At 64.1% G+C, this 13,263-nt stretch carries 12 protein-coding genes; 7 read left to right on the top strand and 5 right to left on the bottom strand.

Features of this window, described 5'->3' with window-relative positions:
• Positions 1-15: 15 nt before the first annotated feature.
• The 4 genes from AC07Y0_RS02495 to AC07Y0_RS02480 are packed head-to-tail and all read right to left on the bottom strand — an operon-like array spanning position 16 to position 4,426.
• Positions 16-1,698 carry a dipeptide ABC transporter ATP-binding protein gene (locus AC07Y0_RS02495; RefSeq protein ID WP_498674218.1) on the bottom strand — a complete coding sequence of 561 codons (1,683 nt, stop codon included), beginning with the start codon at positions 1,696-1,698 and terminating at the stop codon, positions 16-18.
• Entirely contained in the window at positions 1,695-2,549 is an 855-nt protein-coding gene (locus AC07Y0_RS02490; RefSeq protein ID WP_498674217.1) for an ABC transporter permease, read from the bottom strand. Before AC07Y0_RS02490 ends, AC07Y0_RS02495 begins: the two co-directional genes overlap by 4 nt.
• Complete coding sequence (locus AC07Y0_RS02485) at positions 2,546-3,484, bottom strand: ABC transporter permease (protein ID WP_498674216.1); 939 nt, start codon at positions 3,482-3,484, stop codon at positions 2,546-2,548. The genes AC07Y0_RS02490 and AC07Y0_RS02485 overlap by 4 nt, the downstream gene beginning before the upstream one ends.
• 51 nt (positions 3,485-3,535) lie before the next feature.
• A complete protein-coding gene (locus AC07Y0_RS02480) occupies positions 3,536-4,426 on the bottom strand; it encodes a proline iminopeptidase-family hydrolase (RefSeq protein ID WP_498674214.1) in 891 nt (296 codons plus the stop codon).
• Positions 4,427-4,556: 130 nt separating this feature from the next.
• On the opposite strand from AC07Y0_RS02480, the gene AC07Y0_RS02475 reads away from it, so the two are divergent.
• The 4 genes from AC07Y0_RS02475 (at position 4,557) to AC07Y0_RS02460 (ending at position 8,920) form a co-directional block, all read left to right on the top strand.
• Entirely contained in the window at positions 4,557-5,315 is a 759-nt protein-coding gene (locus AC07Y0_RS02475; protein ID WP_498674213.1) for a LuxR family transcriptional regulator, read from the top strand.
• Positions 5,316-5,406: 91 nt separating this feature from the next.
• Positions 5,407-6,312 (top strand): proline iminopeptidase-family hydrolase, encoded by a 906-nt coding sequence (locus AC07Y0_RS02470; RefSeq protein ID WP_498674211.1) that lies wholly within the window; start codon positions 5,407-5,409, stop codon positions 6,310-6,312.
• Between the two features lie 279 nt (positions 6,313-6,591).
• The gene (locus AC07Y0_RS02465; RefSeq protein WP_498674209.1) at positions 6,592-7,581 is read left to right on the top strand and encodes a phosphotransferase enzyme family protein; all 990 of its coding nucleotides are present in this window, start codon (positions 6,592-6,594) and stop codon (positions 7,579-7,581) included.
• Positions 7,582-7,591: 10 nt separating this feature from the next.
• Positions 7,592-8,920: an aspartate aminotransferase family protein gene (locus AC07Y0_RS02460; RefSeq protein WP_498674207.1), complete on the top strand. Its 1,329-nt coding sequence runs from the start codon at positions 7,592-7,594 to the stop codon at positions 8,918-8,920.
• A 56-nt stretch (positions 8,921-8,976) separates the two neighbouring features.
• On the opposite strand, the gene fabG is transcribed toward AC07Y0_RS02460, so the two are convergent.
• The gene (fabG, locus tag AC07Y0_RS02455; protein WP_498674205.1) at positions 8,977-9,750 is read right to left on the bottom strand and encodes a 3-oxoacyl-ACP reductase FabG; all 774 of its coding nucleotides are present in this window, start codon (positions 9,748-9,750) and stop codon (positions 8,977-8,979) included.
• 315 nt (positions 9,751-10,065) lie between these two features.
• Between fabG and AC07Y0_RS02450 the strand changes: the two genes are divergently transcribed.
• Genes AC07Y0_RS02450 through AC07Y0_RS02440 form a run of 3 tightly spaced genes read left to right on the top strand, consistent with a single transcriptional unit; the run spans position 10,066 to position 13,263 of the window.
• Complete coding sequence (locus AC07Y0_RS02450; RefSeq protein ID WP_498674203.1) at positions 10,066-11,205, top strand: ABC transporter substrate-binding protein; 1,140 nt, start codon at positions 10,066-10,068, stop codon at positions 11,203-11,205.
• Between the two features lie 29 nt (positions 11,206-11,234).
• On the top strand, positions 11,235-12,365 hold the full coding sequence (locus tag AC07Y0_RS02445) for an ABC transporter ATP-binding protein (protein WP_498674201.1): 1,131 nt from the start codon (positions 11,235-11,237) through the stop codon (positions 12,363-12,365).
• A 1-nt stretch (position 12,366) separates the two neighbouring features.
• On the top strand, positions 12,367-13,263 hold the full coding sequence (locus tag AC07Y0_RS02440) for an ABC transporter permease (RefSeq protein WP_498674199.1): 897 nt from the start codon (positions 12,367-12,369) through the stop codon (positions 13,261-13,263).

Raw genomic sequence — 13,263 nt, 5'->3', positions numbered from 1 at the left:
GGTTGATCGAAGGCGTCAGGCGGCAGACGACATTCCAGGCGGGATCACCGCGAGGAGCGGCTTGTCCGGGTCGATGTCGGGAATGGCGCCGATAAGGGCTGCGGTATAGGGGTGCTTGGGATTGGCGAAGACCTCGGTCGACAGGCCCTCTTCGACGATCTCGCCCCGATACATGACGACCACGCGGTCGCAGAGATTGCGCACGATGGCGAGGTCATGGGCGATGAAGAGCAGCGTCAGCGACATCTTCTCCTTCAGCTCGCGGAAGAGGTCGATGATCTGTGCCTGGATGGTGACGTCCAGCGCCGCGACGCACTCGTCGGCGATGACGAGGCGCGGATCGATCGCCAACGCCCGCGCAATGCCGGCGCGCTGGCACTGACCGCCGCTCATGCTGCGCGGCTTGCGGTCGGCAAACTCCCGTTCGAGACCGACGAGGTCGAGCAGTTCACCGATGCGGGCGGGGATGCTCGACGGGTCCTTTCCGTGCACCCTGAGGACCTCGCCCAGCATCTGACCGACCGTCAGGCGCGGGTTGAGGGCGTTGAGCGGATCCTGGAAGACCATGGCCGCCTCGCGCCTGAGCTTCGCGAGCGCCACCCGCGAATTCTGCGCGAGATCGGCGCCGTCGAAGGTGACGTGGCCCGACGACAGCGGCGTCAGGCCGAGAATGGCGCGCGCAAGCGTGCTCTTGCCACTGCCCGATTCCCCGACGATGCCGACGGTCTCTCCGGGCATGACCCGGAGGCTCACGCCCTTGACCGCGCCGACCGTCTTGGCGCCGGCCTTGAACAGCCCGCCGCCGACGGCAAAGCGCACATGCAGGTCGTCGATTTCCAGAAGCGGACGAAGGGGCGCCCCGGCCGGCGTTGCGGGTGCGTGAGCAGGCGCCGGGCCCGGATGATCGGGAAGCGAGGGATGGCTGGCGATCAGGGCCTTGGTGTAAGGATGCTGCGGCGCGGACAGGATCGAACGCTTGTTGCCCTGCTCGACGAGCTGGCCCTGGCGCATCACGGCGATCCGGTCGCAGGTCTGGGCGACGATGCCGAGATCGTGGGTGATGAGGATGATCGACAGTCCGCGGCTTTCGCGCAGGCTCATCAGCAGTTTGAGGATCTGCGCCTGGATGGTCACATCCAGCGCCGTCGTCGGCTCGTCGGCGATCAGGATCTTCGGATTGCACGACAGCGCAGCGCCGATCATGGCGCGCTGGCGCATGCCACCGGAAAACTCGTGCGGGTAGCTGTCATACTGACGGGCGGGATCGGGAAAGCCCACCTGGCCCAAGATCTCGGTGGCAGCCGCGCGGGCCGCACGTGCATCCAATCCCGCGTGGTAGCGCAAACCCTCGGCAATCTGGTCGCCGATCCGCATGACCGGGTCGAGATGGCTGGTGGGGTTCTGGAAGATCATGCCGATCTCGCGTCCACGCACTTTCAGCATCTCCGCCTCGCTGGCGCCGATCAGGTCGCGTCCCTCGAGCAGGACGGAACCGCTTTCGACGGCAAGGCTCGGCGAGGGCAGAAGACCGACCATCGACCGGCAGAGCAGGCTCTTGCCGGACCCGCTTTCGCCGACCAGCCCCAGCACCTCGCCCTTGTGGAGATCGAGCGACACGCCGTTGATCAGCGTGCGCGCCGCATCGCCCAGATGCGCCCTGACCACCAGATCCCGCACGGAAAGCATCGGCGCACTCATTCGTGAACTCCCAGAAGATCGCCAAGCGCATCGCCGAGCAGACTGAAACCGAAAGCGAGCACGACGATGGAAAGGCCCGGGAAGAGCGTGATCCACCAGGCGGTGGTGACGAAGGCCTGGCCCTCGGCGACCATGATGCCCCATTCGGCGAGCGGCGGCTGGACCCCGAGGCCGAGATAGCTGATGGCCGCGCCGCTCAGCAGCACGAGCACGGCATCGGACATGACGAAGACGAGAGAACCGGCAACCGCATTGGGCAGCAGGTGGCGGAACATGATGCGCGTCCGGCTGTAGCCCAGGCTGACGGCGGCGACCGCATAGTCGCTGTTCTTCAAGACGAGGATCTGCGCGCGCACCAGCCGGGCATAGGAAACCCAGCCGACCAGCGCCATGGCAATGTAGAAGCTGCCGAGGCCCGGGCCCAAGATGGCGATGATCGACAACATCAGAACGAGGAACGGGAAGGCCAGGATGATGTCGATCAGGCGCATGAAGACGATGTCGACGATGCCGCCGAAGAAGCCCGCGACCGTGCCGGCGATCGTGCCGATCAGGAAGGGGAAGATGACGCCGATCACCGCGATCTGCAGATCGATCCGGGTGCCCCAGATGACGCGGGAGAGAATGTCGCGGCCGAAATTGTCGGTGCCGAAGGGGTGAAGCAGCGACGGCGCCTGCAATCGCGCATCGGCGGCCTGCGAGATCGCATCATAGGGCGCGATCAGGGGCGCGGCAACGGCGAGGAAGACGAAGAAGGCGAGGATGCCGGCGCCCGCGACAAGCGTCAGTCGCTTGCCGAGAAAACGGCGCCATTGGACGGCGAAGGACGGGGCGAAGGTTTCGGCGCTCATAGCTTCACCCTCGGATCGGCGGCCACCGTGACGATGTCGGCCAGGAAGTTGACGAGCACGGTTGCGCAGGCAAAGACCATGGCGACGCCCTGCACCACCATGTAGTCGCGCGAGAAGATGGCCCGCACCAGCAATTGCCCCATGCCGGGAAGGGCAAAGACGCTCTCGATCACCACCGTGCCGCCAATCAGCCAGCCGATATTGACGGCAAGCAGATTGATGGTGGGCACGAGCGAGTTCGGCACGACATGGCGCCAGAAGACGATGCTCTCCGGCATGCCCCGGGCGCGGGCCGCCGTCGCCACATCGGATTTCAGCCCCTGCACCATGGCCGCGCGTAGGCTGCGCGTCAAAACCGTCGACAGCGACAGGGCGACGGTCAGGCCCGGAAGCGCGAGATGCCAGAGCTTGTCGCCCGGGCTGTTGCCATAGCCCGATACCGGGAAGACGCCGAGCTTGACGCTGAACAGGATGATCAGCATCAGCGCCAGCCAGAAGGGCGGAAAGCCGATGCCGAGCGTCGAGACGACGCGCACCGCGTGATCGGGAACGCCGCCCTGGTTGCGGGCCGCCAGCGCCGCCATCGGCACCGCGATCAGCACGGCCAGCAGGACGCTCACCAGCACCAGCGCCAGCGTCGGCTCGATGCGCGTGGCGATCAGTTTCAGCACGTCGATCTTGTAGAGGATCGACTTGCCCATCTCGCCGCGGCCGAGATTTTCCAGGAAGTAGAAATATTGCAGCCACAGCGGCTCATCGAGGCCGTATTGCGCGCGGATCTTGGCGATCGCCGTCGGCGTCGCACGCGTGCCTAAGAGCACCCGCGCCGGGTCGCCGGGAATGAGGCGCACGAGAATGAACGTGATGACACTGATCCCGAAAAGCACGGGCAGGAACTGCAGCGGACGATAGAGAACGAACTTATAGCGATGCATGGCAGATGCCGTCTCTCCTTGCCGAATTCAGTGCTGGGGGGATGAACATCATCAGTTTGCCCTGTTGCGCGCGAGAAATCCGGTGAGCACCGGATAATACTCCTCGGGATTCTCATAGAACGGCATGTGGCTCGCATTGCGGATCACCTTGAGCTCGGCGCCGGGCAAGGCGATCTTCATGCGCAGTGCGCAAGCCGGGGTCAGTTCGTCGTGCTCGCCGACCGTGATCAGCACCGGAACCTTGATCTTCGGCAGGTCGGGGATCCGGTTCCAGTCCTTGAGATTGCCGGTGTAGAGGAATTCGTTCGGTCCCTGCATGGTCACATAGGGCCCCATGTTCCAGTCGTCGAGCGAGCGCCTGACCGGGGCCGGCCATTCCGGCAGGCGGCAGACATGGCGATAGTTGAGGATGGTGACCGCCGCCATGTATTCGGGATGATCGAAACTGCCCTGAGCCTCGTGCTTCTGCATCATCGCGACCGTCTCGGACCCGAGCGCCGCGCGCAGCCGTTCCAGCTCGACGACGAGATGAGGCATGTCGGCGACGGTATCCTCGAGGATCAGGGTCGCCAGGTTTTCCGGATAGGTCAGCGCATAGTCGATGGCGAGCCAGCCGCCCCAGGAATGGCCGAGCATGTGGACCTTGCCGAGGCCGAGCGCCTTGCGGACCGTTTCCGTTTCCTCGACATAGCGCCCGATGGTCCACAGGGCCTCGTCCTCCGGCCGGTCGGAAGCGCCGGTGCCGAGCTGGTCGAAGGCGACGACGCGGTAGCCGTGGTCCACCAGGCAGGAATGGGCCTCCCGCAGATAGTCGCAGGGCAGGCCCGGACCGCCGTTGAGGCAGAAGATCGTCTCCGCGCCGCTGCCGAAGCTGTAGGCGATCACCCGACGCCCCTCGACATCGACCTCAATGCGCGCGTCCGGCTCCATCTCTCGCCACATATGCCCGTCCCTGCCCTCGAATTCTGATGCCCAACATTTGAGCATGGCTAATTTTTAACGGAATGACGGGTCCACACCAGCTATAAGAAGTGATAGGTTGCCCGGATCGGGATGCTTGCCGGAGCAAGAAATGCTGGACGAAATTGCGGTCCTCAGGGAGAGATTTTCCGCCGCCGGAACGGTGGACGGCAGCGTCGACCAGATGTACGAGACCGCGAAACAGCTCGGTTTCGATGCCCTGATTTACGACTATACGCCGGTCCCCTTCGACTACAACGGCGACATCATGCTCCCGTCGCTGCTGAAGCTGCGCAACATCGCCGACGACATGCCCGATTACTGGTTCAATCGCGGCTATTTCCGCATCGACCCGGTGCAGAGGCTGGCGTGCCGCACCACCGTGCCCTTCTTCTGGAACTACGATCCGGATGCGGCGACCCTGATCAGCCGCTTCATGACCGAGGAGACCGGGCCGGTGGCTCACTATCTGCGGGAGCGGGACATGTCCCGCGGTATCACCGTACCAGTGCATACGCCGCGCGGCGACTATGCGACCGTCACCGCCGTGCATTTTGGCCGGGGCGGCGACTTCTCCCGCGAGGCGCAGCACCATATCGCCGAGTTCAGCCTTGCCGCCCAGGTCTTCCACGAAGCCGCCTATGCGATGTTCGACGCCGGGGCGCGCAGCGTCTCCACGGCGCGCCTGACGGAGCGGGAAAGTGAATGCCTGCGCTATTCGGCGGAAGGCTATTCGGCCAAGGAAATCTCCCGCATCATCGACCGTTCGGTGCCAACGGTCGTCATGCACCTCAACGCCGCCGCCAAGAAGCTCGGCGCCAGGAACCGCACCCAGGCGGTCGTACTCGCCAGCCATTACCGGCTGCTGTAGGGCCGGGCCCACCCTATAACTTCTGATAGCTGCCTGACGCTCTTCCGCTCCGCTATGGTCTCGCGACCCAAGCCGAGGAAGGGAGATGCCCATGACCGACATGAATGCCACCGAAGGCTATCTGCCGTTTCGCGATTATCGCACCTGGTACCGCATCACCGGCACGCTGGATTCCCAGAGGCTGCCGCTGGTCGTCGCCCATGGCGGGCCGGGCTGCACCCACGACTACGTCGATTCCTTCAAGCATATCAGCGACCTCGACGGCCGCGCAGTGATCCACTACGACCAGCTCGGCAACGGCAACTCGACCCGCCTTCCCGACAAGGGTCCGGACTTCTGGACCGTGGAGCTCTTCCTCGAGGAACTCGACGCGCTGCTCGCCCATCTGGGCATCAAGGACCGCTACGCCTTTCTCGGCCAGTCCTGGGGCGGCATGCTGGGCGCCGAGCACGCCGTGCGCCGCCCGGCCGGGCTGAAGGCGCTGGTCATCGCCAATTCGCCGGCGAACATGAAGACCTGGGTGGAGGAGGCAAACCGCCTCAGGCGCGAACTGCCGCAGGACGTGCAGGACACGCTCACCCGCCACGAGACGGCCGGCAACCTGACCGACCCGGACTACATCGCCGCCTCGCGCGTCTTCTACGACCGTCACGTCTGCCGCGTCGTTCCCTGGCCGCCAGAGGTTGCACGCACCTTCGCCATCATGGACGAGGACAATACCGTCTACCGCAACATGAATGGCCCGACCGAATTTCACGTCATCGGCACGATGAAGGACTGGACCATCGAGGACCGCCTCCCCCTCATCGAGGCCCCAACCCTGCTGATCTCGGGGCGATATGACGAAGCGACGCCGGATGTGGTGCGACCTTATGTCGAACGCGTGCCGGGCTGCCAGTGGATCGTGTTCGAGCAATCGAGCCACATGCCGCATGTGGAGGAACAGGACGCCTGCCTGAAGGCCGTGTCCGACTTCCTGAAACCGCTCGACGGCTGACCGCGGGGCAGCGAACCGGCAGGGGCATTTCCCGCAATCGCCCCAATTGCAGCAGGACCTCCGGCACGACCGCTGGAGGTTCTGCTGCGTTTGCCATAGCCGGTGTCACCGACCACCCGCCGTCACGATCGCAGCTGCGGCAACCTTCATGCAGCCCCCTCTGACCGACCCCGCTCTCCGTAAACATCCGAAAATGTGTGACTTCTCCGAATTTCATGTTGCATTTCCAACATCAATATTGTTGGATTTGCCAACTCACGATCCGAATGGGCGCGCCAAATGTTGTATGATGCAGATTTTCTGTCGAGGCTGGAACATGGTCTGAAGTACCTCTCGTCGGTCTGGGGCGTCTCGCCGGAGGCCGACCTCAAGCTCCTGACGATTTCCGAGAACGCCACCTTTCGCATCGCCGACGCCAAGGGCGGGCGCGACCTGATCGTGCGCGTGCATCGGCCCGACTACCATACCGAACAGGAAATCCTCTCCGAACTCGCCTGGATCGAGGCGCTGCGGCAGGACGGCGTGGTCGCCACGCCGCAGCCGATCACGGCCAAGGATGGCAGCCTGCTGCAGGTCTTCTCCGACGGAGAGACCACGCGCCATGCCGTCGCCTTCGAATATATGGCCGGCAAGGAACCGGATGCGGAATCTGACCTGGTCCGGTGGTATGGCGCGCTCGGGGAGATCAACGCCCGCCTGCACGGCCACAGCCGCGGCTGGACCCGGCCGGACCGGTTCGTCCGCAAGACCTGGAACTTCGACCGCATTCTGGGCGAAGGCGCCTATTGGGGCGACTGGCGCGCCGCCTTGGGGTTGACGCCGGAGGGCAGAGAGATCCTCGAGCGCACCCACGCGCTGCTCGAAACCCAGACCGCGGCCTATGGCTACGGCGCCGATCGCTTCGGTCTCGTTCACTGCGACATGCGCGCCGCCAACCTGCTGGTGGAGGGCGACCGGCTGGGCGTGATCGATTTCGACGACTGCGGCCTGTCCTGGTTCGCCTATGACTTCGCCGCCGCGATCAGCTTCATGGAGCATGAGCCCTTCATTCCCGACCTGATGGCGGCCTGGCTCGAAGGCTACCGGCGCGTCGCACCGCTCGATGCCGAACACGAGGCGGCCCTACCGATGTTCATCATGCTCCGCCGCATGCAGCTCACCGCCTGGATCGCCTCGCATGCCGAGACGCCGACGGCCCAGTCCATGGGCACCGCCTATACCGACGGCACCGTGGCGCTCGCCGAGCGCTATCTGGCCGAACACAGTTGAGGAGAGCCCGATGAGCGTCGCCACCAAGGAAATTCTCGACCTCAACCGCTTCGATGCCACCCGCATCGATGGTTTTCCGCCCGAGCTTGCCGAGCGCGTCGCCAAGCGCCAGGCGGCCTTTGGCGCCTCTTCCGTGCTCTTCTACGAACAGCCGATCGAGATGGTGCGGGCCCGGGGCGCCTATATGTATGACGCCGGCGGGCGCCGATATCTCGACGTCTACAACAACGTGCCCTCGGTCGGCCATTGCCACCCACGCGTGGTCGAGGCGGTCGCCCGCCAGGTCGGCGAACTCAACATCCACACGCGTTACCTCAACCGCGTCGTCGAGGCCTATACCGAAAAGCTGCTCTCCAGGTTTCCGCGGAGCCTCAGCAATGTCGTGCTGACCTGCACCGGCAGCGAGAGCAATGATCTGGCCATGCGCATCGCCCGCATCGCCACCGGCGCGGAAGGCTTCATCGTCACCGAGGCCGCCTATCACGGCAATACGGCGCTGGTGACGGAGATTTCCCCCTCCTCGCTGCGCAAGCGCAAACCCGCCCCCTTCGTGGCCATCATCCCGGCGCCCGCCGCGCGCGACGGCAAGAGCGTCGAAGCAAGCTTCGCGGCCTCCGTCGAACAGGCGATCGCCGAGCTCGAATCGCGCGGCATCGGCCTTGCCGCACTGATCATCGACACGATTTTTTCCAGCGACGGCATCTATGCCGATCCGGCCGGCTTCCTCAAAGGGGCGACCGATGCCGTGCACCGCGCCGGCGGCCTGTTGATCGCCGACGAGGTCCAGCCCGGCTTCGGCCGCACCGGCGGCGGCTTGTGGGGGTTCGAGCGCCATGGCGTGACGCCCGACATCGTCACCATGGGCAAGCCCATGGGCAACGGCTTCCCGATGGGCGGGGTCGTCACAAGGCCAGAATTCCTGAAACGGTTCTGCGAGGAGACCGGCTATTTCAACACCTTCGGCGGCAATCCGGTGGCGGCCGCGGCCGGCCATGCCGTGCTGCAGGTGATCGAGGATGAGGGGCTGATCGAGCGGTCCGCCACGGTCGGCGGCTATTTCATGCGATCGCTTGAGGCCTTGCAGGGCACGCATTCCGAGATCGGCGACGCGCGCGGCGCCGGCCTGTTCATCGGCCTCGATTTCACCGACCCGGCGACGGGTGAGCCGGACACGGCACTGGCCACCCATGCGATCAACCAGCTGAAGCACAACGGCATCCTGATCGGAGCGGCGGGCAAATATGGTGCGACGCTGAAGATCCGCCCGCCGCTGTGCTTCTCTAAGGAGGATGCCGACCTCTTCACCGGCACGCTGGACACGATCCTCAAGGCGCGCTGAGACACCTGATACGCCGAAGAAGCCGGGCGCGACATCGTGCCCGGCTTCTTCCGTTGTCAGCCCATGGCTTCGAGCGCGCCAAGCGATTCCGGCAGGATCTGGCCGCCATCGACGACGATCGACTGGCCGGTGATATAGGCGGCCTCTTCTGACGCAAAGAACAGGGCGGCATTGGCAATATCTGCCGGCGTGCCGAGACGGCGGAGCGGCACCGAGGCTTCCATGGCGGCGATATATTCCGGACCGTTGCCTTCGAGGCCTTCCGTCATGATGTTGCCGGGCATCACGGCATTGACGGTGATCTTCTTCGGCGCAAGCTCGATCGCCGCGGTGCGCATGAAGCCGAGCTGGCCGGCCTTGCTCGCCCCGTAATGCGACCAGCCCGGATAACCGGTGATCGGTCCGGTGATCGACGATGTGATGATGATGCGGCCGGAGCCCGCCCTGGTCATCGCCGGCAGCACGGCCGAGACGCTGAGGAAGGTGCTCTTGAGATTGGTCGAGATGACGTGATCGAAATCGGCCGCCGTCATTTCGCCGAGCCTGGCGGCCGGGAAGATGCCGGCATTGGCGCACAGCACGTCGACGCCGCCATAGCGGGCGACGGCCGCCTCGACCATGCCCTTGCAGCCCTCCTCCGTGCTGACATCGGCGGCATATCCCGATGCGTTCGGGCCGATTTCGGCGGCGACCGCGTCGGCATCCGCCTGGCTGCGCGACACGACGAGCACGTTCAACCCGGCCTCCCCGAAGCGCAAAGCGATGCCCTTGCCGATCCCGCGGCTGCCACCCGTGACGATAACTGTTTTACCTTGTAGCGACTTCAACATTTTTGGCTCACTTCGTTGTTCTGGACCAAGGGCACTCGGCCGCCGATATTGCCCGATATTTTTGCGCGAGATTAAAACCTAGCCACTCCTGCATCGGCGATTGCCCAAAAGAAATGCAAAGTAATTCTCGTACATTAGGTGGAATTCGACGGCGGATGCAGGACGTCGGCAGGCGTCATTTCGCTTGCCACATCCTCATTGCGCAATGCACAATGAAGAAGAAAATAGATGTTGTAAACTACACATTTTTGCGACACACTTCCAACATTATAAGTTCACAAGCCGCCACAGCCGGCCAGAAACAGGGGAACGATAATGATGAAACTCTCCAGACGTAACATGATGCAGATGATGGGCGCGGCCGCCTTCTCCGGACCGCTGGCAAGCGCCACGCGCGCCTTTGCCGCGCGCGAGAAGGAACTGAACATCCTCTGCTGGGAAGGCTACAATTCCGCCCAGGTGCTCGACCCGTTCCGCTCCAGCCAGTCGGCGACCGTCAAGGCCGAAAGCCTGACCAACGACCCGACCATGATCAACCGCCTGCGCGCCGGCGAAACCAAGATCTGGGACCTGATCAACGTCAACAATCCCTGGGCCCGCAAGGTCATGGCGCCGGCCGGCCTCATCAAGCCTTTGCCGCGCGCCGAGTTCGAGCCCTATTTCGACACCATGCTGCCGGACTTCAAGGCGCCCTATCGCTGGGCGATGAGCGACGACGGCAAGGATCTGCTGGGCATGGCCCAGCGTTTCGGACCCTACAGCTTCGTCGTCAACACCGACAAGGTCAGCAAGGCGACGGCGGAAGAGCAGGGCTGGGAGCTGTTCAACGACACGGCTCTCGCCGGCAAGTACGGCATCCAGGAATCCGACGACTGGAACGTCTTCAACATCTTCCTGATCGCCGGTATCAATCCGTTCAAGGAGCACACGGAAGAGGAATTCAAGGCCTTCTCCGCGACCGCCGAGAAGGTGTTCAAGGGCGCCAAGATGGTCGGCGACATGGCCTCGCTCAACCAGGCGCTGGTATCCGGCGAAATCGACCTCTACATGACCGGCGGCACCTATTCCGTCTCGCCGGCCCGGGCCGACGGTTATCCGAACCTGCGTGCCATCACCCCGCTCAAGGGCCCGATCGACGGCAAGGGCGGCATTTCCTGGATCGAGATCACCTCCACCGTCAACAATCCGGATCTGTCGCCGCTCGCCATCGAATTCCTCAAATATGTCCAGGATCCGGAAGTCGCCCACACGGTCGCCTTCGCCGAGGGCACGTTCAATCCGGTCAGCCAGATGGGCAATCCGAAGTGCTTCGAACTGTTCACCAAGGACGAGCTGGACGCCATCCAGTGGGACAGCCTTGAAGAGGACATGGCCCGTTCGGCCGAGTACGACATCGTGCCCGACTACGACAAGGCACTGGAACTGATGACGGCGGCCAAGCGCCTGCGCGGCTGAGCCGCGCAAGGTCTGACGGAGCAAACGAAATGAGCCTTGCAATGATCTCGCCCACCCTGACCGACAACCCATCGGAGACCGAAGACGCAGTCCAGGCCACAACGGCACCGGTTCTGCAGCTGGTCGATGTCCGCAAGATCTTCGGCGATTTTGCCGCGGTCGACGGCATCAATGTCGACATCAAGGAGGGCGAGTTCGTCACCATTGTCGGACCCTCCGGGTCCGGCAAAACGACGCTCTTGCGCATGCTGGCCGGCATGGAATCGCCGTCGCAAGGCTACATCACGCTCCGCGGCGAACTGATCAACGACGTGCCGGCCGACAAGCGGCCGACATGTCTTGTCTTCCAGTCGCTGGCGCTCTTCCCGCACAAGACCGTCGGCGAAAACATCGAGTTCCCGCTGAAGGTCCGCAAGATGCCGGCGGCCGAGCGCAAGGCCCGCGCACTCGAACTGATGCGCATGGTGCGCCTGCCCGAGAGCTACTACTCCAAGAACGTGATGCGCTGCTCGGGCGGCGAAAAGCAGCGCGTGGCGCTGGCCCGCGCCTTTGCCTACGACCCGGACGTGCTGTTCTTCGACGAACCGCTGTCGGCGCTCGACTACAAGCTGAAGAAGGTACTGGAGAAGGAACTGAAGGATCTCCACCGCGAGAGCGGAAAGACCTTCGTCTACATTACCCATTCGCTCGAGGAAGCCATGGTGATGTCCGACCGCGTCGGCGTCATGAGCCGCGGCCGCCTCGTGCAGATCGGCACGCCGGAGGAGATCTACACCCGGCCCGCCACCCGTTTCGTCGCCGAGTTCTTCGGCGAGGTGAACAGCTTCGAAGTGAAGCGCGAGGGTCAGGGCGCCTGGACCCTGACCGATGGCAAGCCGATCACGGTGGCCCCGGTCGGCGAAGCGATCGGCGACACGGCCACCGTCATCGTGCGGCCGGAGACCATGCGCTTCGTCACCGGCCCCTCGAGCGCCGACAACCTGATCACCGGCAGGATCTACAACGAATACTCGCTTGGCTCGCGCATGCAGTACCAGGTGCATTCCGGCGAACGGATCTACCTCGTCGAGGCGGCACGCACAGCGGTGGCCGGCATCTCCGCGGGCGACACCGTCACCATCGGCTGGGATGCCCGCGACGCCATTGTGGTGGGAGACTGACATGGCGGTAGCGACCCACGAAGACATGGCAAGCCGTGCAAGCGCCCTGCCCGCGATCCCCGCCGGCCTTCGCGCCGCCGGCCCCGTTGCCATCCTGCTGGTGCTGGGCTTCCTCGCCCCACTGCTGACGGTTGCGGCTTATGCCTTTGCCACGCCGAAGAGCTTCGACGCCTTCAGCTCCTTCACCCTCGCCAATTTCGCGGCGATCTTCGACACCTCCAACACGGTGTGGATGTCGTTTGCCTGGTCGCTTGCCTATGCATTCGCCACCGTGGTGCTTTTGGCAGTGATCGCCTATCCGATCGCCTATGGCCTCAATCGCGTGTTCGGCAAATGGTCGGGCTTCGTCGGCGTGCTTTTCGTCTTCCCGCTCTTCGTCTCGGAAAACGTCCGCCTCTATGGCTGGGTGCTGTTCTTCATCAAGAACGGCGTGCTCGACGGCGGACTGAAATGGCTCGGCTTCTCCGGCGGCCCCGAAGTGCTCTACACGCCCGGCGCCATCCTCTTCGGCATGCTCTATGTCTACCTGCCCTTCATGCTCTTCCCGATGTCGCTCGGCATCGCCATGATCCCCAGGGACCTGGTCGATGCGGCGCGCGACCTTGGGGCCGGCCGCCTGATGATCTGGCGCGAGATCGAACTGCCGCTCGCCATGCCCGGCATCCTGATCGGCATGCTGCTCACCTTCGTGCTCGGCGCCGGCGCCATCGCCGAATCCAAGATCCTAGGCGGCCAGTCGGTCATCACCATCGCCCAGGACATCGAGGTCGCCTTCACCTATGCGCAGAACTGGCCGCTGGGTTCGGCACTCGCCATCCTGCTCGTCATCATCGTCAGCGGGCTTGCCCTCCACGTCCTGTCGAAGCTCGATCTCGACCGCATTCTCGGAAAGAAGTGA

The sequence above is a fragment of the Allorhizobium sp. GW101-3B10 genome (assembly GCF_059424725.1).
This window is presented reverse-complemented; position numbering and strand designations above follow the sequence as displayed.